The organism is Cryocola sp. 340MFSha3.1, assembly GCF_000383315.1.
GTDB lineage: Bacteria > Actinomycetota > Actinomycetes > Actinomycetales > Microbacteriaceae > Leifsonia.
The window spans coordinates 2,034,364-2,056,694 of the sequence record NZ_KB911087.1; the positions used below are offsets into that span (position 1 = coordinate 2,034,364).

A 22,331-nucleotide genomic window follows, 5' to 3' on the forward strand; every position below is an offset into this window, starting at 1 on the left:
TCACCGTCGGATGAGACGGACGACGCCCCAGACGGCGAGGGCGGTCGCGGCGACCGCCCCGGCCGCGATACCGGCGAGGCCCAGCGGGTTGTCCCGACGGAGTCGCTCGATCGTCTCGGCCGCGCGCTTGGGCACGTTCAGCTTGTACTCGATCGCCTCCACCGTGGCGGCGAGCTCGGCCCGCGCCCGGTCGACGTCGCTGCGGTCAGTTGTCATACTTCCCCAGTCCCTTCAGCGCGTCCGCGTCTTCCTTGATGCTGTCGATGGTCTGCGAGGGGGCGACGCCGTCCATCTTCTTGAACGAGCGGATGCCGACCAGCGCCAGGATCACGGCGATCACGACCAGTGCGCCGAAGACGATGAGCGCGGCCGCCCAGGCGGGCAGCGCGACCGCGATGCCGAGGATGGCGGCAGCGACCAGTGTCCCGAACGCGAAGAACAGGAAGAAGGCGGCCCCGGCGAGGAGCCCTATGCCGACGCCGGCATACTTCGCCTTCTCGGCGAACTCGGCCTTGAGGTGGTTCAGCTCGGCCTTCAGCAGCTCGACGATCAGCCGGGGAAGGTCGGAGATCAGCTGGACGAGAGGTCGGGCCTTCGCCCGCTCCGCGCGTGCGCGCTCCCCCGGTGTCCGCACCTGCTGCGGTCCGGACGCGCCGGCAGCGCCTGCGGCTCCCCGCTCACGGTCGGTCATCGGCGTCTCCCCTCGTCGCTTCCGTACAGTACCCCCGTCAGGACGACGTGTCGCTGCTGCCGTCTCCCGCGCGGATGGCGGCTTCGGCGGCGGGCGACGGATACGGCGCCCGGGACTCGCGGCGGCGGCGGTTCGCCTGCACGACGAGCTTCTTCACGGTGATGTACGCGGTCTCCGGGAACTCGCCGACCTTCGCGGACACGAAGTCCTCCACCGCGTGGACCTGCTTCTGCACGCCCGGCGACTGCCACGCCTGCGTCGCCGCGGCCTTGATCTGGTCGTACCGTTCGCGTCCGGCGCGGGCGCCGAGCACGTAGCCCACCGCCGCTCCGGCGACGAAGAGGAGTTTGCCGCGCATTCCGTCTCCTAAGTGTCGAGTCCCTGTTCGGTGGTTCCTGAGGCGTCCGCCTGGAGAGCGGCCGTCAGGGCCCTCCAGCGTAGACCTCGCGCGCGCTCGGCAGTCCGGCGCGCATCCGGGATGACGGAGGCGAGGCCCGTACCGGTCAGCCAGGACCCGGTGACCTCGAGACCCTCGACGCCGTCGACCTCGGTGCGGACCCGCTGGATGCGTTCCCGCTGCCCCACTGTCGCATACGGGAGGGCGTTCGTCCAGGGGGTTCGGGCGAATGCGGTCACAGAGGATTCCGCGATCGGAATATTGAGGAGCCGGGACGCGTCGGCGACCGCCAGAGCACGCAGTCCGGCGTCGTCCAGATCCCGCGTCTCCGCCGCGCGACCGGCGCGGCCGTAGGAGAGCCGGACCACATGGCGGCCGGGTCCGGCGGCCTCCGCGACCCAGGCCCACTTCGCGCTGGAGTGGGTCATCGCCTTGGCACGAACATCCGTGCCGGGAACATCAGCGACGAGCACGCCCGTCCCGACCGGGGTGGTCGAGAGGCGGTCGTCGTCGATCACGAGGGTCACCAGCTCGACGCTGGAGGCGGCGGGCCAGTCCAGGCCCGCGAGGTCGGCGAGATCGCCCGTGTCGCCCGGCGCCGTTTCGAGTGCGGGGAGGAGCCGCAGCGAGGCGTCGGCCGGAGCGGCGAGCACCACGACATCGGCCGGGAGTTCGTGGCCGTCGGTCGTGCGCACGACCCAGCGGGCCGGGCGGGGCGCCTCCGCTTCCGGGACGGTCGCCGTCGCCTCGTCGCCCGCGAGCGACTCGGCCAGCACCGACTCGATGACAGCGCGCGCCGTCTCCTCGGCATCCGGCGCGCTCCACCGGTCGATGGCCGCGACCGCGGCGCCCGTGCGAACCGTCCCACCGCGCGCCTCGACGTCTGCGGCGAGCGCCTCCGGCAGCCGCCACATCCCGCCGCGGATCCCGCCGACCGCGCTCCCCGCCTTCGACGCCGATCGCAGTTCGCCGACCGCGCCGGACAGCGAGCCCAGCCGGGTGAGCGCGGAGTTGAGCCCCGGGGCGACCACTTCGACATCCAGCTCGTCGGGTGCGGCCGAGTACACGCCGGTCGCGACCGGGGCCACGAGGAGGTCGAGCACTCTGCTTCCCATGCGCTTGCGGACGAGCGTGCCGAGGCGACGCTCCTTGCCGATCTTGAGCACCGGCATCAGGCGGTCGAGGTACGCGCGCAGAGCTCCGGGCCAGCCGATCGCCGCTACGACGTCCTTGGCCAGCGGCGAGCTCGGGATGCCGAGCAGCCCGGCCTTCGGGAGAGGAACCGAGCGGCTCCCGTGGCGCACCCAGGCACCGGAGGGGTTGGGCTGCACCACGTCGTCGTCGAGACCCAGGTCGCTGAGGAGCTCGGAGACGTGGCCGCCTCGGGTCGCGAAGCTCTCGGCACCCGCGTCCAGCGTCATCCCGCCGAGGGGAAGCGGCGCGACACTGCCGCCGACGCGGTCGGAGGCCTCGAGGAGGGTGACCTCGAACCCCGGACGGGCGCACTCGCGCGCGACGACCAGCCCGGCCATCCCACCGCCGACGACGACGATGCGCGTGGGCGGCGCTTCGACCGCGTGGCGGATCTCGTCGCCGATGTCGTCGCCCTCGCCGCTCACTCCGGTCGCCACCCGTGCACCAGCTCGACGACGCGCGTCAGAACGGTGGGGTCGGTCTCCGGCGGGACGCCGTGACCGAGGTTCAGGATGTGCGCGGGCGCCTCGCGGCCGCGGTCGAGCACGTCGCGGACGTGCGCTTCGAGCACCGGCCACGGCGCGTCCAGCATCGCCGGATCGACGTTGCCCTGCACCGGCACGACGTGCCCCAGGCGGCGGCTGGCCTCGTCGAGCGGGATGCGGTAGTCGACGCCCACGGCATCCGCCCCGGCCTCGTGCATCGCCTTGAGCAGCTCGCCGGTGCCGACGCCGAAGTGCACGAGCGGGACGTTCCGCACGACGTCGTCGAGCGCAGGCTCGGCGTCGCCGGCTGCCGCGGTGCGGGGAAGCTCGTACGCCAGGTCGCGGACGTGCGACAGCGCCCGGGACGAGGCGGGGGCGACGTGGGTCACATAGTCGTGGAGCGAGAGCGACCCAGCCCACGAGTCGAAGAGCTGGGCGGCGCTCGCGCCGGCGAGCACCTGGGCGCGGAGGAACGCGCCGGAGACGTCGGCCGTCCACTCCATCAGGCGGGCCCACGCCTCCGGGTCCGCGTGCATGAGCGTCCGCGCGCGGATGTGGTCCTTCGACGGACCGCCCTCGACGAGGTAGGCGGCCAGCGTGAACGGAGCGCCGGCGAAGCCGATCAGCGGGGTGCTGCCCAGCTCGGCAACCGTGATGCGCACGGCCTCCTGGATCGGTGCGAAGACGCTCTCGTCGAGCGACGCCGGATCGATCGCCGTCAGGCGCTCGACATCCGCCGCCGTGCGGACGGCCTGAGCGAACACCGGCCCCTTGCCCGGCACGATCTCCACATCCACTCCCGCGAGCTTCAGCGGGACGACGATGTCGCTGAAGAAGATGCCCGCGTCGACACCATGGCGCCGCACCGGCTGCAGGGTGATCTCGCTCGCCATCGCCGGGTCGAGGCAGGCGTCGAGCATCCGCGTCCCGACCCGCAGTTCGCGGTACTCGGGCAGAGAGCGCCCCGCCTGGCGCATGAACCAGACCGGGGTCACCTCCTGGCGTTCGCCCTGGTACGCCCGGACGAGGGGGCTGGAGGCGGTGAGGCCGGCGGCGAGGGGATGGTCGGAGGCGAGGGTGGTCACTACACGATTGTGCCAGGGCTCTCCCGCGAGAACGCCCGGCTGAAGGGAACCTGGACCCCGATTCGAGGTTGCTCCGACGCGAGCGTAGGCTTTCCTCCGTGCTTCTGTGCTTCTCGTCGAGTCACCGGACGGCGGACTTCGACCTCCTGGAACGGCTCGAGCGTCACGCTCCGGCCATCACCGCCGCACTCTCGGAGCACAGCGACATCGTCTCGGGCTCGGTCGTTCTCGCGACCTGCAACCGCTTCGAGGCCTACCTCGACATCGACGAGCCGCTCCCGGCCGCCCGCGCCGTCTCCACCGAGGCCGTGCTGGATGCGGTGAGCAGCGCCGCCGGAATCGACCCCGACCTGCTCCGCGGCGCGAGCGCCGTCTACAGCGACCACGCGGTCGCCGAGCACCTGTTCGCCGTCACCAGCGGCCTCGAGTCGGTCGTCGTCGGCGAGGGTGAGATCGCCGGCCAGGTGCGCCGCGCACTGGAGTCGGCCCGCCGCGACGGATCGGTGACCAGCGAGCTGGAGCGCCTGTTCCAGGTCGCATCGCGCACCTCCCGCGGGGTGAAGAACCGCACCGGCATCATGACCGCCGGCCGCTCCCTCGTCCGCCTCGCCCTCGACCTCGCCGAGAGCCGGATCAGCGACTGGGCGCAGACGCGCGTGCTGCTCGTCGGCACCGGCAAGTATGCGGGGGCGAGCCTCGCCGCACTCCGCGATCGCGGCGTGACCGACGTGCGGGTGTACTCGCCGTCGGGTCGCGCGGCCAAGTTCGCCCTCTCGCACGACATCGCGCCCGTCGCTGCCGACGGGCTCGTCGACGCGCTGGCGGAGAGCGACCTCGTCGTCACCTGCTCCGCGGTCACCGACTACGTCCTGACCCGGCCCATCCTCGTCGAGGCCGTCGCCCTGCCCGGCGCGGTCGAGCGCCGCCTGGTGATCGACCTCGGCCTCCCCCGGAACGTCGACCCGACGGTCGCCGAGCTGCTCGGCGTCGAGCTGCTCGACCTCGAGACCATCAGCATCCACGCGCCGCTGACCGAGCTGCAGGCCGCGGACGACGCGCGCAGCATCGTGGACGCGGCCGCCGCCGAGTACCGCGCACGGACCGCCGAGCAGGAGGTCACCCCCGCGCTCGTCGCGCTGCGCAAGCACGTGTTCGACGTCCTCGACGCCGAGATCGAGCGCGCCAGGAACCGCGGAGACGGCAGCGAGCAGACCGAGGCGGCCCTGCGTCACCTGGCCGGCGTCCTGCTCCACACCCCGTCGGTCCGCGCGCGCGAACTCGCCCGGCAGGGCGACGCGCAGTCCTTCATCGACGGCGCCGCCGCCGTCTTCGGCGTGGATGTGGACGCCGAGCGCGCCCGCCCCCGCCTCACCGCTGTGGACGACGAGTCCGCGGCATCCTGAACCACAGCACCATCCCGCACCACACAGCACGAGGAGCGACCGTGAGCGACGAAGAAGCCACCACGACCGCCGTCATCCCGCCGCACGGCGCGAGCGGCCTGCCCTACGCCGCGGAACAGTTGCGCACCGAGCGCCTGCTGCTGCGCCCGCTGAACACGGGCGACCTGGAGGACGTGCACGCCTACCAGAAGCTGAAGGACGTCGTCCGCTACCTCTACTGGGAGGTGCACGACCACGACGAGTCGGCGGAGCACCTTCGCAAGCGGATCGCCATGAACCGGCTGGCCGAGAACGGCGACGGCATCGTGTTCGCCGTCGAGCTGGCCGACGCCGAGGGCGGCCGCGGCCGCGTGATCGGCGACATCAGCCTCTTCCTGAAGAACGCGACCTGGGGCAAGTTCGAGATGGGCTGGGTCTTCCACCCGGCGGTCCACGGAGCCGGCTACGCGACCGAGGCGGCCCAGCGGGTGCTCGAACTCTGCTTCGACACCCTCGGCGCCCACCGGGTCTTCGCCCAGCTCGACGCCCGCAACGACGCATCGGCCCGCCTGTGCGAGCGTCTCGGGATGCGCCAGGAGGCGCTCCTGCGCGAGACCGAGATCTTCAAGGGCGAGTGGTCGGACACCGCCGTCTACGCCATCCTCGAGCAGGAGTTCCGCTCGGCGCGCCAATCGCTCGCGGAGTAGCCGCGGCTCCTCCACGGCATGCGGCTCGCTGTGATAGTTTGGAACCAACATTCGGACCCACCCAGCCTTCGGGCTGGGTGGGTTCTTCGTTTGTATGGCGAGAGGTTGCATGTGAAGGACTGGATCGACCTGCGAGCGCAGGTCCAGCGGCACGTCGATCGTGGGTTGATCCTGGGCGATGTGAGCGCGGAGGCCTTCGCCATGTTCCTGTATTCCAGCAATTACTACCGGGTGAGCGGCTACGCGCGTTCCTTCTACGAAGGAGACAGCGACCGCTACAGGGCGAACGTGCGGGCAGCGCAGGTGATGGAGGTCTATGACCTCGACCGAGCTGTCCGCAACAGCGTCCTGGATGGAATCTCAGTCGTCGAGCCCACCTTGCGAAGCAGGGTCGCCTATCACCTCACCCAGGCCATCGGCGGCGGTGACGCATACCTCGACCCGGCCCTCTACCTACCCGCAGTGCCGGAGGTCGACGTGTCGGATCCTGGTCACCGGCGGTGGCACAGCGAGGCCGGCAACCGAAATGCCGTCCTTCGGGACTTCAACGCTGTTCAGCATCGCGACGAGATCTTCATCCGGCACCACCTTGACAGGGGCGATCCCGTACCTCTGTGGGCGGCGATCGAGGTCGTCTCGATCGGCACCTTCTCGCGGTTGTTGCGCGCGCTCAGGGACAAATCCATCCTCGAGCCCGTTGCCAGATCGATCCACATCGAGGACGTCCCCAAGCTCCTCCAAGCGGTGCAGAACATCGCTTTCCTGAGGAACATCGCGGCCCATCACGGACGACTGTGGAACAGGCGGATCAATGGCCATGTGACGTTGCCTGCCATCGCATTGAAGGTGAAACGGGAGTATCTGGCTCCAAAGACCCCGGCCGCTGCCCTGACCCTCCTTGCGGGGATGGTCGACCAGATCGAGAGCGGAAACAGCTACTCCACTCACCTCCTCGACCTCGTCCACTCGGTGCCGGGCCTGGAGCAGGGCTACTACAGACCCACGCTGTGAGCGACGCCCGGGTGCGCTTCCTCAGTAGGATGGACGGGTCCCCCACACACCCGCACCGCACAGGGAGCACCATGGCCGCACCGTCGAGACTGGATTCCGTCATCACGCTGGCTCAGCACCGTGGATTCGTCTTCCCCTCCGGAGAGATCTACGGCGGAACCCGGTCGGCGTGGGACTACGGTCCCCTCGGCGTGGAGCTGAAGGAGAACATCAAGCGCGAGTGGTGGAACTCCTTCGTGCGCGGCCGCGGCGACATGGTGGGCCTCGACTCGGCCATCATCCTGCCGACCGCCGTGTGGGAGGCGTCCGGTCACGTCCAGGTGTTCAGCGACCCGCTGACCGAGTCGCTGATCACCCACAAGCGCTACCGGGCCGACCACCTGTTCGAGGCGTACGAGGCCGAGCACGGCCACCCGCCGGCGAACGGCCTCGACGACATCCCGGACCCGGATCACCCGGACAAGGTCGGCCAGTGGACGCCGATCCGGCAGTTCTCGGGCCTCATGAAGACCTACCTCGGCGTCGTCGACGATGAGTCCGGCCTGCACTACATGCGCCCGGAGACGGCGCAGGGCATCTTCACCGACTTCGCCTCGGTGCTGCAGACCTCGCGCAAGAAGCCGCCGTTCGGCATCGGCCAGATCGGCAAGGCGTTCCGCAACGAGATCACGCCGGGCAACTTCATCTTCCGCACCCGCGAGTTCGAGCAGATGGAGATCGAGTATTTCGTCGAGCCGGGCACCGACGAGGAGTGGTTCGAGACCTGGATCGACCTCGCCTGGGAGTGGTTCACCGATCTGGGCATCAAGCCGGGCAACATCCGCCGGTTCGAGCACCCCAAGGAATCGCTGGCGCACTACTCGAAGCGGACCATCGACATCGAGTACCGGTTCGAGTTCGTCGGCAGCGAGTGGGGCGAGCTCATGGGTGTCGCCAACCGCACCGACTTCGACCTGAAGACGCACATCGAGCACTCCGGCAAAGACCTGAGCTACTTCGACCAGAACAAGAACGAGCGCTACGTGCCGTTCGTGATCGAGCCGTCGTTCGGTCTGACGCGCGCGCTCATGGCCTTCCTGGTCGACGCGTACGACGAGGAGCAGGTGCCGAACGCCAAGGGCGGCACCGACAAGCGCACGGTGCTGCGCCTCGACCCGCGCCTCGCGCCGGTCAAGGTCGCCGTGCTGCCACTCTCGCGCAACGAGGCCCTGTCCCCGCTCGCCCGCGGTCTCGCCGACCGGCTGCGCAAGCGCCGCAACGTCGACTTCGACGACTCGGGCGCGATCGGACGCCGGTACCGCCGGCAGGACGAGATCGGAACGCCGCTCGCCGTCACGGTCGACTTCGACTCGCTCGAGGACGACGCCGTGACGGTCCGCGACCGCGACACGATGCAGCAGGAGCGCATCCCGCTCGAGGGACTCGACCGCTACCTGGCCGAACGACTCCGCGAGATCTGACCCGCGCGGGCTCCGACATCCTCTAGCCTGTCCTCGGACCGAGCCCAGTGTGACGGAGGCCCGAATGAGCGACGCAGACACCGACCGGACGACGTCGACGCCCCCGAGCTCCCCCGCGCCCGAGGGCTCGGCCGAGACGGCTTCCGAGCAGCGCGGCGACGGCTTCGGGCGGATGCTGACCCGCTACGGGCGCATCGCTCCGGCCAGCATCGCGCTGGCGGTGGTGGTGCTCGCGACGTCCATCGTCACGGGGACGCTGTGGAGCGCCGCGACCGTCGGCGGCGACGCGCTCGTCTGGGCGGCCGGCGTCACCACGACCATCCGGGCCGGCTTCTGGTGGACCCCGTTCACGGCGCTCTTCGTGCCGGAGGACCTCGCGCAGACGATCATCGCGGTCGTGCTCGCCCTCACGGTGATGGCCGCGGCGGAGCGGCTGATCGGCACGGCCCGCACCGTCCTCGCGTTCCTGGTCACCGGGGTGCTCGGCATCACCCTCGGCGTCCTGCTGCAGTGGGGCGCGGCGAACGTCGGCGAGCTGTGGGCGACCGCCACCGAGTTCGACTTCACCCTCGACCCGACGGTCGGCATCGTCGGCACGCTGATCACGGCGAGCGCGTTCGCCAGCGCGCTGTGGCGCAGGCGCATCCGGCTGCTCACCTTCGCTGTCGTGCTCGTCTTCGTGCTCTACAACGGCGACCAGAACAACGTCTACCGGCTCATCGCGGCCCTGCTCGGTCTCGGCTTGGGAGTCCTGCTCCGTCGCGGCGGCCTCCGGCGGTTGCACCGCAGCTCGCACGCCGAGACGCGCACGCTGGTCGCCGCCATCATCGCCATCACGGCGTTCGGTCCGCTGCTCGCCCTGCTCCCTCCCGGTGGGTTCGGCCCGCTCTCGTTCGTCGCCGCGCTGTTCGAGCGCCCCGAGGTGGATGTCGCCGCGGTCATGGCGCGCTGCGACGTCTCGTACACGAGCAACTGCCGCAGTCAGCTGCTCATGGTGTCGGTGCAGGGCCCGGGTCCGCTGCTGCTCTCGATCCTGCCGTTGGCCCTGCTGCTCCTCACGGCCATCGGCCTGCGCCGCGGCCGCCGGTTCGCCCTGATCCTCGGCATCGCGGTCAACGCGGCGATGCTGCTGCTGCCGTTCACCGCGCTCGGCGGCGACGTCGACTTGGATGTGCAGAGCATCGACGCTCTCGCTCCCGCCCTCGAGGTGCTCCTGTGGCTGCTGGCCGCCCTGCTGGTTCCGATCGCGTCGATCGCGCTGCTGATCGCCACCCGCCGGCAGTTCCAGATCCGGTCGCCACGCGAGGCCGCCGTCCGCTTCGCGATCATCGTGTTCTGCACCTTCGCGCTCCTTGCGCTGGCCTACCTGATCGCCGGGCTCGCCTCCCTCACCGAGTTCGTGCCGGACGCCACCGTCGCCGACGTGTTCTCCTCGGCGCTGCGCCGCTTCGTCCCGGCCGGCTTCCTGTCGCTGCTCGGAACCCCGATCGTGCCGACCTCCCCGATCGTGGTCGTGCTCTACCACTGGGTCGGGCCGGTGTTCTGGATCGTGTTCATCTTCGCCACCCTGCAGTTGTACCGCGCGACGTTCACCGGCCGCACCGTGGCCGACGAGGAGCACTTCCGGTCGCTGCTGCGCCAGGGCGGTGGCGGAACGCTCGGCTTCATGGGCACCTGGCCGGGCAACGTCTACTGGTTCAGCTCCGACGGCGAGTCCGCGATCGCCTACCGGGTCATCAACGGGATCGCGATCACCCTCTCCGACCCGGTGTGCCGGCCGGAGCGTGCGGAGCGGACCATCGCCGAGTTCGTCCAGTTCTGCGACGCCAACAGCTGGACGCCGGTCTTCTACAGCATCCACGGCGAGTACCTCCCGGTCTTCGACGCTCTCGGCTGGCCGACGATGTCCGTCGGCGAGGAGACGCTGATGCACCCGCAGACCTTCGACCTCGTGGGCAAGCCATGGCAGAAGGTGCGGCAGGCCCACAACCGCGGCGTCAAGGCGCGCATCTCGACGCTCTGGACGACCTGGGACGACCTCTCCCCGCTCATCCAGACGCAGATCACGGCCGTCAGCGAGCAGTGGGTCTCCGAGAAGGAGCTGCCCGAGATGGGATTCACCCTCGGCGGCATCGATGAGCTCAAGGACCCCGACGTCCGGCTGTACCTGGCCTTCGACCCCGACGGCGGGCTCCAGGCCGTCACCAGCTGGCTGCCGAGCTGGCGCGACGGCCGGGTGGTCGGCTACACGATCGACTTCATGCGGCGTGCGGACGGCTCGATGTCCGGGATCATGGAATTCGTCATCGCCTCGGCCGCCCAGCACATGCGCGACGAGGGCATCGAGGTGCTCAGCCTGTCGGGCGCACCGCTCGCCACGAAACCGCTCGACGACGAGGACGCGGACGATCCGACGGCGATGGACCGGCTGCTCGCGTTCCTCGCCCGGACGCTCGAGCCCGCCTACGGGTTCGCCTCCCTGTTCTCGTTCAAGAGCAAGTTCAACCCCACCTACGAAACCATCTACATGGCATACCCGGACGCGGTCGCGCTCCCGGCGATCGGCAACGCGATCGGCAAGGCGTACCTGCCGGACGCCAACGCGCGCGAGTACGTCGCCCTCGCGCGCACCCTCATCCGGTAGCGTCTCCGGCCCACCTCGGAGCGCCTCCCCGGGGTACGGTGACCGCATGACCGCCACGACGCGTACCGCCATGATCATCGGCGGCACCGGACAGATCGGCTCCGCGGCCGCCCGGCGCCTCGCGCTCGACGGCTGGTCGGTGCTGCTCGCACACCGCGGACCGCACCGCGGCGACACCGACCTCGCCGACCTGGATGTGACGAGCATCCGGCTGGACCGCGAGGACACCGACGCGCTGCTCGACCGCGCGCGCGGCCACGACCTCGTGCTCGACACTGTCGCCTACGAGCCGCGGCACGCCGACCAGCTCGCGCAGCTGGCCGGAGACGTCGGATCGCTCGTCGTGATCTCGACGGGCTCGGTGTACGTCGGCGCCGACGGCGGGTACCTGGATGTGGTGACCGGGCCGGACGACTTCCCGCGCTATCCCGTGCCGCTCCGGGAGAGCGACCCGACCGTCGACAACGACAAACGGACGTACTCACCGCTCAAGGCCGCGATGGAGCGTCGGCTGCTCGCGGTCGACGACCTGCCGGTCAGCATCCTGCGCCCTGGCGCCATCCAGGGACCGTTCAGCCCTGCGCTCCGCGAGTGGTACTTCATCAAGCGCGCCCTCGACGGCCGGAAGCAGATCGTGCTCTCCGACGACGGGACCAACCGGTTCAGCACCTCATCGACGGTGAACATCGCGGAACTCGTCGCCCTGTGCGCCGCGCAGCCCGGCAGGCGCGTGCTCAACGCGGTGGACCGGGACGACCTCAGCGTCGCGGAGATCGCGCGGATCATCTTCCGGGCGCTCGATCACGACGTGGAGATCGTCGCGTTCCCCGGGCCCCCGATCGATGGCGTCGGCAGCACGCCGTGGACGGTCGCGCATCCCCTGCTACTGAGCATGACGGCGGCGACCGTCGAGCTCGGCTACCGGCAGTCGGTGACCTACGCCGAAGCGGTGGAGTCCACGATCGACTGGACCGTGCGCGAAGTGCTCGCCGCGGAGCGTCGGCAGGAGACGTGGGAGGCGGTGTTCCCGAACCTCGTCGAGCGGGCGCGGACCGACCGGTGGTTCGACTACGCCTCCGAGGACGAGTTCGTCGCCGCGCGCTGATCCGCCTCCTGCTGGTCCGACGCATCCTGCTGCGCTGCCTCCTGCTCCGACCTGCGCCGGATCCTCCGCGCGATCAGCAGCCAGGTGACCCCGCTGGCCACGACGAACACGAGGTCGAACAGCAGGATGGCGCCCCCGCGAGCCGCCGCCGGCCACGGCACGTTCTGCGCCAGCCATGCGGCTCCGTTGAACATCCCATGGGCCGCCGCGACACCGAGGTACGCCAGGACCACGCCGAACGTCACCCGGAAGCGGCCGTTGCGCACGGCGCCGAACACGGCCGCGGTGAGGAGGGCGGTGAACACCGGGTGCAGGAACGGGCCGGTGAGCTCCCTCCCGATCGCCGTCCCGACGAACACGCCGAAGCCGAGCGGCGAGTCCTGCCCGCGGGCGAACGCCTCCTGCAGGTAGCTGAGGTTCTCGATGACGCTGAACCCCAGCCCGACGGCACCGCCGACGAACAGCCCGATCCGGGCGTTCTTGACCGGCAGCCGGAGGGCCAGAAGGATCGCCGCGGTCACCTTGACCAGCTCCTCCACCACGCCGGCGAGCACCAGCGGCAGCCCACTCGGGTGCGACGACGTCCCGCCGCTCAACACATTGATCAGGGTGTTGATCGGGGCGGCGACGAGCGTCGCGGCCAGGCCACCGACGCCCGCGATGATGACGAGCCGCGAAGCGGACAGCCCGTCGGCAGGCTTCAGCCGGTAGGCCATCGTGTAGAGGATGGCCGCTGCCACCGTCGCCGCTCCCGTCACCAGGAGGAACGGGGAGAGCACCGCCGGTCCGTCATCGTCCGCGTGCGGTGCGATGGCGTTGAACAAGAGGCTGAAGCCGAACAGCCAGAGCCAGATGAAGACGCTGCAGCCGGCGAAGATCCACCCGCCGAACCGGCCGATCCACTTGTGCGGCGGCTTGGGCTTCTTCGCGGGTTGGACGGGCTGCGCCTGAACGGGATACGTGTAGGCGGTCCACTCCGCCCCGCTCCACCAGCGCAGCGAGCGCGCGTCGTACGGGTCGCCGTACCAGCCGGGAGGCGGGGTCCACGCGGGCGCGGTCTGGCCGGCGGAGCTCTGGCCGGCAGAGCTCTGGCCGGCAGAGCTGTCGGACGGTGCGATGGTCACCGGGCAAGCATACGAATTCCGCGCCCGCGGCACGCCTCCCCGTCCGGGCGACACGGCGAGCCTGCGGCGACGCGCCGGGCCGCCCTGACATCCTGGATGCTGAACACCAGGAGGAAACACCATGCGCTTCACCACCCCGCGCGAGAAGACGATCGTGATCGTCGTCCTCCTCGCGGTGACCCTGGTGCTCGTGCTGCTGTTCGACGCCCTCCACTCGGAGCCCGCATCCATCGTCCTCACCGTGCTGCAGACGCTCGGGTGGTACCTCGTCACGCGGGTGTTCCGCGGCCCGGGTGAGCCGGTGGCCGCCGCGCGACCCTGGTGGCGCATGACCAACCGGCCGCTGCTGAGCGGTGTGCTCGCTGCCGGCTACGGGCTGCTCGCCATCGTCAACATCGTGCTGTCGTTCGCCGGATTCGGCAGCCTGTCCGGAACCGTGTCGATCCTCGCCGAGCTCGCGCTGGCCTCGCTCTTCGCGCTCTCGTTCCTCCGGCTGAGCTCGGTGGCCCGCGCCACCGCCTGACCCGTAGGCTGGGCGCATGACGCTCGACTCCGGCATCCGCACCGACGAACTCGACCCGGCCGTCCGTCCGCAGGACGACCTCTTCCGGCACGTGAACGGGAAGTGGCTCGAGGCCACCGAGATTCCGGCCGACAAGGCGCGCTGGGGCTCGTTCATGATCCTCGCCGAGGAGTCGGAGACCGCCGTCCACGAGATCGTCGAGAAGGCGCAGAACGCGCCGGAGGGCACCGAGGAGCGAAAGTTCGGCGACCTCTACACGAGCTTCATGGACGAGGAGCGCATCGACGCTCTCGGCGTGGAGGCGATCCGCGACGAGCTGACCTTCGCGGAGGGCGTCGACAGCATCCCGAGCCTGCTTCAGACCATCGCGAAGCTGGAGCGTCGCGGCCTCGGCGGGTTCTACCAGCTGTTCGTCGACAACGACCCGGGCGACCCGGGGCGCTACCTCGTCTTCCTCGAGCAGGCGGGCATCTCGCTGCCGGACGAGTCGTACTTCCGCGAAGAGCGCTTCGCGCCCGTCCGCGAGGCCTTCGTCGCGCACATCCAGAAGATGTTCGAGCTCGCCGGCTACGACGACGCCCCCGAGCGGGCCCAGCGCGTGTTCGACCTCGAGACCGCGATCGCCGGCAAGCACTGGGACAACGTCGCGTCCCGCGACTCGGAGAAGACCTACAACCTCTACGACTGGGCCGACGCCAAGGCCGTGTTCACCGGCGGAGCCGCCGCCGGACAGGCCGCCGACCTCGACGTCTGGGCGGAGGCGCTGGACGCCCCGAAGGGAGCGCTGGCCGAGGTGGTCCTCCGCCAGCCGTCGTTCACCGCCGGGCTGGCGGAGCTCCTCACCGACGACCGCCTCGAGTCGTGGCGCGACTGGCTGACCTGGCAGGTCATCCACGGCGCCGCCCCCTACCTGTCGGGCGACTTCGTCGAGGCGAACTTCGACTTCTACGGCCGCACGCTGACCGGAACCCCGCAGATGCGCGTGCGCTGGAAGCGCGGCGTCTCGCTGGTCGAGGGCGCGATGGGCGAAGCGGTCGGCCGCATCTACGTCGAGCACCACTTCCCGCCCGCAGCCAAGCAGCAGATGGACGAGCTGGTCGCCAACCTGATCGAGGCGTACCGCCAGAGCATCCGCACCCTCGACTGGATGGGCGAGGAGACCAAGGAGCGCGCCCTCGACAAACTCGAGAAGTTCACGCCCAAGATCGGCTACCCGGTGAAGTGGCGCGACTACTCGCGTCTCGAGATCGACCCGACGAACCTCGTCGGCAACGTGCGCGCCGCCGCGCTCTTCGAGTTCGAGCGCGAGCTGGGCAAGATCGGCTCGCCGATCGACCGCGACGAGTGGTTCATGACCCCGCAGACGATCAACGCGTACTACAACCCCGGCTTCAACGAGATCGTGTTCCCCGCGGCCATCCTGCAGTTCCCGTTCTTCGATGCCGACAGGGATGCCGCAGCCAACTACGGCGCCATCGGAGCGGTCATCGGGCACGAGATCGGCCACGGCTTCGACGACCAGGGCTCCAAGTTCGACGGCGACGGCCGCCTCGAGGACTGGTGGACCGAGGCGGACCGTGCGGCCTTCGAGGAGCGCACGGCCAGCCTGATCGAGCAGTACAACGCACTCGCCCCGGCCCAAGTTCCCGAGCACCACGTCAACGGTGCCCTCACCATCGGGGAGAACATCGGCGACCTCGGCGGCCTCGGCATCGCCTGGAAGGCCTACCTGCTCTCGCTGAACGGCGAAGAGCCTCCCGTCATCGACGGGCTCACGGGCGCCGAGCGGTTCTTCCTCTCCTGGGCGCAGGCCTGGCAGCAGAAGGGCCGCGACGAGGAGGTCATCCGCCTGCTGGCGATCGACCCGCACGCGCCGAACGAGTTCCGCTGCAACCAGATCGTCCGCAACATCGACGCCTTCTACGACACCTTCCAGGTCGGCGACGGCGACCGGCTCTGGCTTCCGCCGGCCGAGCGCGTCTCCATCTGGTGAGCCGGCGACCATCGAGACGTGCCGCTCCATGACCCCCGATCACGGGGTAACATCGTCCCTGTCGTCGCCGCGGGCACCCCTGCGGCCCCGACCGCGGGGCCGGTGCACGGTCGCCGCAGTTCCGGTACACCGCACTCGGAAGAAAGACCCAGCGACACAGTGACGATCCAGGCGCAAGAGTCCTCACGGAGGGCCCGGCAGGCAGCCACCCGCCGCGGCCGTCACCGCGCGCCGGGATCGACCGAGACCTTCAGCCGGGGGTTCGACGCACTCGGCCGGCTCGCTGTCTCGGGGGTGCAGGTCTCCGCCCGGGCGACGGATCTGTCCACCGGCGCCGTGCTGTTCTCGGTCGACGATCACGTCGTCATGCCGACCGCGAGCATCGGCAAGGTGCTGCTGCTGGTCGAAGTGGCGGCACGCCTGCAGTCCGGTCAGCTCAGTCCGCTGGCGCACCTCGACCGCGACACCCGCGACATCGCCGGCGAGTCCGGCATCTGGCAGCACCTGCACGTCCCGTCCCTCCCGGTCGCCGACCTCGCCGCCCTCGTCGGTGCGACCAGCGACAACCTCGCCACGAACGTGCTCCTCCGTCGGGTTGGTCTCGAGGCGGTCAGTGCCCGCACCGAGTCGCTCGGGCTGACGCGCACGGCCCTCCTCGACCTGGTGCGCGACCACCGCGGCCCGGACGACGCCCCGCAGCTCTCCGTCGGCAGCGCGAACGAGCTGACCTGGCTGTTCTCGGCGCTGGCCCGCGGCGAGATCGTCAACCCGGCCACCAGCCAGCGCGTCATCTCCTGGTTGTCGCTGAACAGCGACTTCTCGCTCGTCTCCAGTGCGTTCGGCCTCGACCCGCACTCCCACCGCCACCCGGAGCACGGCATCCTGCTTGTCAACAAGACGGGGACGGATGAGGGCGTCCGCAGCGAGGTCGGCGTGCTCCGCGGTCCACGCGCCGGGGTCACCTACGCCGTCTCGACCTACTTCGACGACACGAGCCTGCCCGAGCGCCTGGCGGTCATCGAGGGGATGCGCGCGGTCGGCCTCGACCTGCTGGAGTACGTGTTCTGAGTCGCCGCCCGGCTCACGCCGACGTCGAGGGTTCGATGACGAGCGATCCGGCGCCGAACTCGAGCACCAGTTCGCCCTCGGCCGAGAAGCGCGCGACGAAGACCGTCTCCCCGCGCAGGTCCGCCAGAGCCTGGCGGTGGCCCGGCTGGCCCGCTCGAAGGATGGACGAACCACGGACGACCGTCGGAAGTTGATCCACCGTCATCACCTGCGTCAGGTCGCCCTCGAAGACCAGCTGCGGGACCTCGCCGCGGTAGCGGACGGTGTCGAACGTCGTGCCGGTCAGGGCGTCGATGCGGGCGGTCGCCCAGGCCACGGTGTCGGCCGCTTCGGCAGCCGAGCGGCGGCGACGAATGACCACGACGACGAAGGCCGCGACGGCTGCGGCGCACAGGCCCACCGTCGCCATCCCGAGGTCGGCTACCGGTGGCACGCGAACAGCATAACGGCGCGGCTCCGACCGAGTGCGGTCATTGCTGGCGGGCGCTGCGCACCTGCTCCCACTCGGCGATCATCCCGGGAAGCCGGCCCTGGATGAAGCGGTAGAACCCGGCCATGTCGCGCAGTCGCTCGGTCGCCGGCGAATCCGGGTCTCCGACCGCCGCGAGGCCCGCTTCCGCCTGGTCGGCGAGCACACCGTAGATGGGGCTGTTGCGCACCATGAGGGCGTACCAGTCGCTCGGGATCTCGTACCGGTCGCGCCGGCTCCCGGTCTGCGAAAGACGCCGGATGATTCCCAGGGTCTGCAGGTAGCGGACGGCTCCCGAGATGGCCGCCGGGCTCACCTCGAGACGCTCGGCGAGCTCGGCGGCCGTCAGCCCGGGCGTCTCCGTCACGGTGAGGGCCATCAGCACGCGCGCGGGCATCTTCGGGAACCCGGCGGCCGTCAGCACGGCAGCGGAGTGCTCCATCACCTCGGCGAGCGCCGCCTCGTCCTGGGCCATGGGCACCGTCCCGTCTATCCGATCGCGAAATCCCGGCGGCGGATCAGGGCCGCGGCGCCGACGAGCGCGACGACCGTGATGCCGAGCATCCAGTATCCACCGGTCCAGTCGACGTCGCCGACAACGACCGGCGCATCCGCGAACGGCGAAAGGTGCCGCACGCCCTCCGGCAGCTTGACCAACCCGCCGAAGATGCCGACGAACGCCCCGAGTCCGAGCGCCGCCCAGCCGACCGGGGCCGTCCAGCTCGGGACGAGCACGAACACCAGCGTCAGCACTCCGAGGTAGACGAGGGCGACGGGCACCTGCGCCGCGGCGGCCGCGAACGAGTCGCCGAAGGTGGATGCGCCCTCTCCCGCGGCGACCGCCGACAGTCCGGAGGCGACGGCCCCCGCGAGCAGCACCGCCAGCACCGCGATGACGCCGACCGCGACGTACGAGAACAGCCACCGCGTCCGGGTCACCGGGGCCGACATGACCAGTTCGGCGGTGCCGGAGGCCTCCTCCTGCCGGAGCCGGATGACCGTCTGCACCGCACACGCCGCCGCGAGCACACCCACGATGGAGAAGATCGCGGAGATGAACAGCTGGGTCAGCGGACCGGAACCGCCACCGCCGATGCGCCCGATCGCGTCGCGAATGCCCGAGAGCGCCGGATTGTCGGCGATCGAGCTGTTGATGACGCTGCCCAGCGCGCCCGCGAGAAGGCCGCCGAGGGCTCCACCGATCGTCCAGCCGAGCACGGTCGGCCACTGCAGTCGCCACGCGAGGCCGAAGACGCCGCCGAGTGTCGGGCGCGCGGTCGCTCTACCGGCCCGCTCCGGGATGAGTCCTGCACCCGAGTCACGGACGGCCTGCAGCCCGAACACGGCGGCGATCAGCACGACGGCGAGACCGAGCTGCAGGAGCAGTGGCCGCCAGTCGTCACCGGTGTACGGCGCGAACTGCTCGCCCCATCCGATCGGGCTGAGCCAGGTGGGCCACGCGGAACGCAGGTGCGTCCCGTCGCCGAAAGGCGCGCCCATCGCATCCCCGATCCCGCGCACGAGGTAGGCGAGGACGACTACCGCGGCCGCGAAGCCGTTGGCGCCGCGGGAGGTGCTCATTAGCTGGGCGAGCAGCAGGCCGACCGCGAAGAAGGCGAACCCGGCCCCGGCGGTTGCAGCGCCGGCGACGAACGACCCGTACGCCGGGAGTCCGGCGGCGATGAACCCGAGCGCGGTCACGACGGCGAGGGCCGCATTCACCGCGACAGCATGCAGAACCGTCGCCGTGGTCGGCAACAGGCGCCCCGCGGGCGTCGAACCGACCAGCTCGGCACGGCCGGACTCCTCCTCTGCTCGTGAATGGCGGACGGCCAGGAAGGTGTTCATCAGTCCGGCGAGCAGGGCCAGGAACGTGTAGATCTCGAAGAAGGCGACCGCCGCCAGCGACGTGCCCTGCGGCAGCCCCCGGAGCACGATGATGGTCGGGTCGGCGATCGCGAGGCGGATCAACTGCGCGCGCGCGTTCGCGTCCCCGTAGGTCTGATCGATGGCGGATGCCGAGAACATCGCCAGAAGGGCGATGCACAGGAGCCAGATGAGGATCTGCCAGCGGTCGCGGCGCAGGCGCTGGCGCATCAGCGCACCGAGGACGGCGCCCGCGGTCGCGCGGGGGACGGCCGCGCCGGTGCGCGCCGGACGGTCCGGCGCGAAGGTCGAGCTCATCGTGACGCCCCGACGCGTTCATCGGCGGTGACGTCGTCGCCGTAGTGACGGAGGAACAGCTCCTCCAGCGACGGCGGCGCGACGGTGAGGCCGCGCACCTCCAACCGCGAGAGCGCACCGAGCAGCGACGGCACGGCGTCGCTGTCCGCCGTGAACCGCACCCGGCCGTTGAGCACGTTCAGGTCGTGCGTGGCGGGGAGGGCCGCCAGCGCATCCTGTGCGACGCCCTCCGCGCTGAACGAGAACTCGGTGCGGGTCAGGTGGCGCAGCTCGTCGAGGGTCCCGGTCTCGACCGTCCGGCCGGCACGGATGATGCTGACCCTGTCGCAGAGCTGCTCCACCTCCGACAGGATGTGGCTCGACAGCAGCACCGTCGCACCCTCCGCCGCGACGCGCTGGATCTCGGCGTCGAACACCGCCTCCATCAACGGATCGAGTCCGCTGGTCGGCTCGTCGAGGATGTACAGGTCGGCCGGCGTCGCGAACGCGGCGACCAGGGCCACCTTCTGCCGGTTGCCCTTCGAGTAGGCGCGGCCCTTCTTGGTCGGATCGAGCTGGAACACGTCGATGAGGCGCTTCTTGCGCGCGGCGTACTGCGCATGATCGGCGGTGCCGCCGCGCAGACGCGCGAGGAGGTCGATCGCCTCTCCGCCGGAGAGGTTGGGCCAGAGGCTCACGTCGCCCGGGACGTACGCGAGGCGGCGGTGCAGAGCGACCGCGTCCTTCCACGGGTCGCCCCCGAAGACGGTGGCGTGGCCGCCGTCGGCCCGGGCGAGACCCAGCAGGACTCGGATCGTGGTCGACTTCCCCGCTCCGTTCGGGCCGAGGAAGCCGTGAACCTCGCCCGGCGTCACCGTCAGGTCGAGGCCATCGAGAGCACGTACGCGGCCGAATCTCTTCTCGAGACCGGCGACGTCGATCACTGCATCCATGGGCGGGATGCTACGCCTTTTTCAGTAATTTGTGAAAGTTGTGTTTTCTGGCGTGTCAGCGCCGCTGTGTCACGCCTGGCCGCACTGGACCGACTCGATGCCCGCGTAGTCGTACTCGGAGGCGCTGTCGGGGATGGTCAGGTCGTACGGGACCCCGGCCTCGAGGTCGACCGTGGTGGTCCACGAGTCGAGCGTCTCGCCCTCCGGGGTGTCGGCGAACGTGGCGGTGACGGTCGCGCCGGCGCAGGTCTGGCCGGGCGTGAGCTCGAAGGTCCAGCCGTCGACGTAGTGGACGTGAACGCCGTCGACGTCGTAATCGTCGACCTCGGAATCCTCGGAACCGGGGTCGCCGGAGCCCGGGTCCGATGGCTCCTCGGACGGGTCGTCGGACGAGCCGTCGCCTGGGTCGCTCTCGTACGGTGAGGCGCTGGAGCTGCTCTCGGCCTGCGCGATCCGGCTGGTGCTGGCGCCGATCGAGACGATGACGAGCACCGCGACCAGCAGGATGGCGAGGCCGCCGACGATCCCGCCCACCGTGATGCCCACGATGGCGCCGGTCGACATGCGCTTGCGGGGTGGCGGGGGCGGGTAGCCCTGGTACGCACCGAAGGCACCGGGGCCGTAGCCCGGCGCGGGTTGCCCGGGCTGGGGCTGGCCGGGTTGCGGCTGGCCGGGCTGGGCGTAGCCCTGTTGCGGATAGCCGGGCGGCGGGTAGCCGCCCTGCGCTGCGCCGGGGTATGACCCTCCGCTCGGCGTCTGGGGCGCCGCGCCGTACGGCTGCTGCGGGGCGAAGGGAGGCCGCGGCTGGGTCGGCGCATTCTGCGGCGGATACGGCTGCGTCGGCTGAGCGGGAGCGCTCTGCGGCGGATACGGCTGCGTCGCGTTCTGCGGGTAGGGCGGCTGCCAGGCGGATGCCGCGACCAGCGCATCCCGTGCCGCGGTCAGGGCATCACGGCGCTGCGGGTCGCCACCAGCCTCAGCGAGCCGCGCCTGATAGGTGCGCTCCACCTCGTCGCGTGTCGCTCCCGGCGACACCCCCAGCAGTTCTGCCGCCTCGTTCGGACTCACCGCGCCCCCCGTTCAGCTCACGCGTATGGCTCGATCGTAGTGGCGGTTCGCCGAGCCGCGACCCGCCATTGAGGACACGGCCGGCGCGACCTCACGCGGGAACCGATCAGACGAGCGCCGCGCCGAGCCCGCGCGCCAGCCCGGGAGCATCCCGACGGCCCGGACGCTCCGCCGTGGCGATCTCGCCGAGTTCACGGATCACCCGGTTGTAGTACGCCGCGGCGACGCCCGTGCGGTATGCGGCGGGCTGCAGGTCTGCCTCGTTGCGCAGACGGATCTCAGCCCGCGCCGCCTCGATCGGTGTGATGATCTTCACGCCCGCGCGGTACCGGATCAGCCGGTGTACCCACTGGTCGAGCGCCTCCGGCAGCCCCTTCGCCACCCGGTCGTGCTCGGTGGCGAGGGACGTGAGGGAGCGAGCTGCCGACGTGCTGGTCGACCCACCGGCCGACGCCGTCCCGCTCGCGGCGGCCTCTCGCTCGGCCGCGCGCCGGTCCGCCGCCATGACCGACAGGAGGTCGTCGTGCCGGTTGGCCTGCCGCGACAGCACCTCGAGCTCGTCGAGAGCCGTCGCGTACTCCTCCTCGTAGTCGGGGTAGTCGGCCGGATGCGCGGCGCGGTCGTTCACGAGGTCGGTGCGCGCGGTCGCCGCCTGGGCCCGGGTGAGCACCGTGCGACCGTTGCGCACGCGCTCGAGCCGCCAGGTCCAGGTCGCGAGGGGTTCCGGCATCAGGTGGCTCATGGCTCCACTGTAGGAAGGGCCACCGACATCGGTCCGACGACACGACGTCGGCGGCCCGGGCTAGCGT

At 70.6% G+C, this 22,331-nt stretch carries 21 protein-coding genes; 9 read left to right on the forward strand and 12 right to left on the reverse strand.

Translation table 11 applies throughout. The annotated features are described in order from the left end of the window. Genes H284_RS0109730 through hemE form a run of 5 tightly spaced genes read right to left on the reverse strand, consistent with a single transcriptional unit; the run spans position 1 to position 3,852 of the window. The gene (locus H284_RS0109730) at positions 1–216 is read right to left on the reverse strand and encodes a DUF3618 domain-containing protein (RefSeq protein WP_018189165.1); all 216 of its coding nucleotides are present in this window, start codon (positions 214–216) and stop codon (positions 1–3) included. Beyond that, positions 206–691 carry a phage holin family protein gene (locus H284_RS0109735; protein ID WP_018189164.1) on the reverse strand — a complete coding sequence of 162 codons (486 nt, stop codon included), beginning with the start codon at positions 689–691 and terminating at the stop codon, positions 206–208. The genes H284_RS0109730 and H284_RS0109735 overlap by 11 nt, the downstream gene beginning before the upstream one ends. Positions 692–728: 37 nt before the next feature. Continuing rightward, complete coding sequence (locus tag H284_RS0109740) at positions 729–1,049, reverse strand: hypothetical protein (RefSeq protein ID WP_018189163.1); 321 nt, start codon at positions 1,047–1,049, stop codon at positions 729–731. An 8-nt stretch (positions 1,050–1,057) separates the two neighbouring features. Next, entirely contained in the window at positions 1,058–2,719 is a 1,662-nt protein-coding gene (gene hemG, locus H284_RS0109745; protein ID WP_020076086.1) for a protoporphyrinogen oxidase, read from the reverse strand. Next, the gene (gene hemE, locus H284_RS0109750; RefSeq protein ID WP_020076087.1) at positions 2,704–3,852 is read right to left on the reverse strand and encodes a uroporphyrinogen decarboxylase; all 1,149 of its coding nucleotides are present in this window, start codon (positions 3,850–3,852) and stop codon (positions 2,704–2,706) included. The genes hemG and hemE overlap by 16 nt, the downstream gene beginning before the upstream one ends. A 98-nt stretch (positions 3,853–3,950) precedes the next feature. On the opposite strand from hemE, the gene H284_RS0109755 reads away from it, so the two are divergent. The 6 genes from H284_RS0109755 to H284_RS0109780 all read left to right on the forward strand — a co-directional run bounded on the left by H284_RS0109755 (position 3,951) and on the right by H284_RS0109780 (position 12,161). Then, entirely contained in the window at positions 3,951–5,255 is a 1,305-nt protein-coding gene (locus H284_RS0109755) for a glutamyl-tRNA reductase (protein ID WP_020076088.1), read from the forward strand. Positions 5,256–5,296: 41 nt separating this feature from the next. Continuing rightward, a complete protein-coding gene (locus H284_RS0109760; RefSeq protein WP_020076089.1) occupies positions 5,297–5,941 on the forward strand; it encodes a GNAT family N-acetyltransferase in 645 nt (214 codons plus the stop codon). 111 nt (positions 5,942–6,052) lie between these two features. Further along, a complete protein-coding gene (locus H284_RS0109765; RefSeq protein ID WP_020076090.1) occupies positions 6,053–6,952 on the forward strand; it encodes an Abi family protein in 900 nt (299 codons plus the stop codon). A gap of 71 nt (positions 6,953–7,023) precedes the next feature. Beyond that, a complete protein-coding gene (locus tag H284_RS0109770; protein WP_020076091.1) occupies positions 7,024–8,412 on the forward strand; it encodes a glycine--tRNA ligase in 1,389 nt (462 codons plus the stop codon). 64 nt (positions 8,413–8,476) lie between these two features. After that, positions 8,477–11,056, forward strand: a complete 2,580-nt coding sequence (locus H284_RS0109775) for a DUF2156 domain-containing protein (RefSeq protein WP_020076092.1) — start codon at positions 8,477–8,479, stop codon at positions 11,054–11,056. A gap of 46 nt (positions 11,057–11,102) precedes the next feature. Beyond that, complete coding sequence (locus H284_RS0109780; protein ID WP_020076093.1) at positions 11,103–12,161, forward strand: NAD-dependent epimerase/dehydratase family protein; 1,059 nt, start codon at positions 11,103–11,105, stop codon at positions 12,159–12,161. Here the strand turns inward: H284_RS0109780 and H284_RS0109785 are convergent. Then, on the reverse strand, positions 12,125–13,285 hold the full coding sequence (locus H284_RS0109785) for a PrsW family glutamic-type intramembrane protease (protein ID WP_020076094.1): 1,161 nt from the start codon (positions 13,283–13,285) through the stop codon (positions 12,125–12,127). The genes H284_RS0109780 and H284_RS0109785 overlap by 37 nt on opposite strands. 121 nt (positions 13,286–13,406) lie before the next feature. Between H284_RS0109785 and H284_RS0109790 the strand changes: the two genes are divergently transcribed. From H284_RS0109790 to H284_RS0109800, 3 genes are all read left to right on the forward strand, one after another. Continuing rightward, a complete protein-coding gene (locus H284_RS0109790) occupies positions 13,407–13,808 on the forward strand; it encodes a hypothetical protein (protein WP_018189152.1) in 402 nt (133 codons plus the stop codon). 16 nt (positions 13,809–13,824) lie between these two features. Beyond that, positions 13,825–15,801 carry a M13 family metallopeptidase gene (locus tag H284_RS0109795; protein ID WP_020076095.1) on the forward strand — a complete coding sequence of 659 codons (1,977 nt, stop codon included), beginning with the start codon at positions 13,825–13,827 and terminating at the stop codon, positions 15,799–15,801. Between the two features lie 159 nt (positions 15,802–15,960). Continuing rightward, positions 15,961–16,869, forward strand: coding sequence for a serine hydrolase (locus tag H284_RS0109800; protein WP_020076096.1), 909 nt, complete (start codon positions 15,961–15,963; stop codon positions 16,867–16,869). Between the two features lie 13 nt (positions 16,870–16,882). Here H284_RS0109800 and H284_RS0109805 read toward each other — a convergent pair whose 3' ends face one another. The 6 genes from H284_RS0109805 to H284_RS0109830 form a co-directional block, all read right to left on the reverse strand. Continuing rightward, the gene (locus H284_RS0109805; RefSeq protein WP_231371146.1) at positions 16,883–17,302 is read right to left on the reverse strand and encodes a hypothetical protein; all 420 of its coding nucleotides are present in this window, start codon (positions 17,300–17,302) and stop codon (positions 16,883–16,885) included. Between the two features lie 37 nt (positions 17,303–17,339). After that, entirely contained in the window at positions 17,340–17,813 is a 474-nt protein-coding gene (locus H284_RS0109810; RefSeq protein WP_018189148.1) for a GbsR/MarR family transcriptional regulator, read from the reverse strand. Between the two features lie 14 nt (positions 17,814–17,827). Next, positions 17,828–19,522, reverse strand: coding sequence for an ABC transporter permease (locus H284_RS0109815; protein WP_020076098.1), 1,695 nt, complete (start codon positions 19,520–19,522; stop codon positions 17,828–17,830). Beyond that, positions 19,519–20,454 carry an ABC transporter ATP-binding protein gene (locus H284_RS0109820; RefSeq protein WP_029042894.1) on the reverse strand — a complete coding sequence of 312 codons (936 nt, stop codon included), beginning with the start codon at positions 20,452–20,454 and terminating at the stop codon, positions 19,519–19,521. The genes H284_RS0109815 and H284_RS0109820 overlap by 4 nt, the downstream gene beginning before the upstream one ends. A gap of 69 nt (positions 20,455–20,523) precedes the next feature. Beyond that, on the reverse strand, positions 20,524–21,522 hold the full coding sequence (locus tag H284_RS20515) for a hypothetical protein (RefSeq protein ID WP_020076100.1): 999 nt from the start codon (positions 21,520–21,522) through the stop codon (positions 20,524–20,526). A gap of 106 nt (positions 21,523–21,628) precedes the next feature. Beyond that, positions 21,629–22,264, reverse strand: a complete 636-nt coding sequence (locus H284_RS0109830; protein ID WP_020076101.1) for a hypothetical protein — start codon at positions 22,262–22,264, stop codon at positions 21,629–21,631. Positions 22,265–22,331: the final 67 nt, after the last annotated feature.

Bases quoted from the DNA above. Each gene is read 5' to 3' on its own strand.
- H284_RS0109740 (WP_018189163.1), bottom strand. From the start codon at position 1,049: ATGCGCGGCAAACTCCTCTTCGTCGCCGGAGCGGCGGTGGGCTACGTG.
- H284_RS0109795 (WP_020076095.1), top strand. From the start codon at position 13,825: ATGACGCTCGACTCCGGCATCCGCACCGACGAACTCGACCCGGCCGTC.
- H284_RS0109730 (WP_018189165.1), bottom strand. From the start codon at position 216: ATGACAACTGACCGCAGCGACGTCGACCGGGCGCGGGCCGAGCTCGCC.
- H284_RS0109735 (WP_018189164.1), bottom strand. From the start codon at position 691: ATGACCGACCGTGAGCGGGGAGCCGCAGGCGCTGCCGGCGCGTCCGGA.
- H284_RS0109830 (WP_020076101.1), bottom strand. From the start codon at position 22,264: ATGAGCCACCTGATGCCGGAACCCCTCGCGACCTGGACCTGGCGGCTC.
- H284_RS0109780 (WP_020076093.1), top strand. From the start codon at position 11,103: ATGACCGCCACGACGCGTACCGCCATGATCATCGGCGGCACCGGACAG.
- H284_RS0109790 (WP_018189152.1), top strand. From the start codon at position 13,407: ATGCGCTTCACCACCCCGCGCGAGAAGACGATCGTGATCGTCGTCCTC.
- H284_RS0109815 (WP_020076098.1), bottom strand. From the start codon at position 19,522: ATGAGCTCGACCTTCGCGCCGGACCGTCCGGCGCGCACCGGCGCGGCC.
- H284_RS0109770 (WP_020076091.1), top strand. From the start codon at position 7,024: ATGGCCGCACCGTCGAGACTGGATTCCGTCATCACGCTGGCTCAGCAC.
- H284_RS0109810 (WP_018189148.1), bottom strand. From the start codon at position 17,813: ATGGCCCAGGACGAGGCGGCGCTCGCCGAGGTGATGGAGCACTCCGCT.
- H284_RS0109775 (WP_020076092.1), top strand. From the start codon at position 8,477: ATGAGCGACGCAGACACCGACCGGACGACGTCGACGCCCCCGAGCTCC.
- H284_RS0109820 (WP_029042894.1), bottom strand. From the start codon at position 20,454: ATGGATGCAGTGATCGACGTCGCCGGTCTCGAGAAGAGATTCGGCCGC.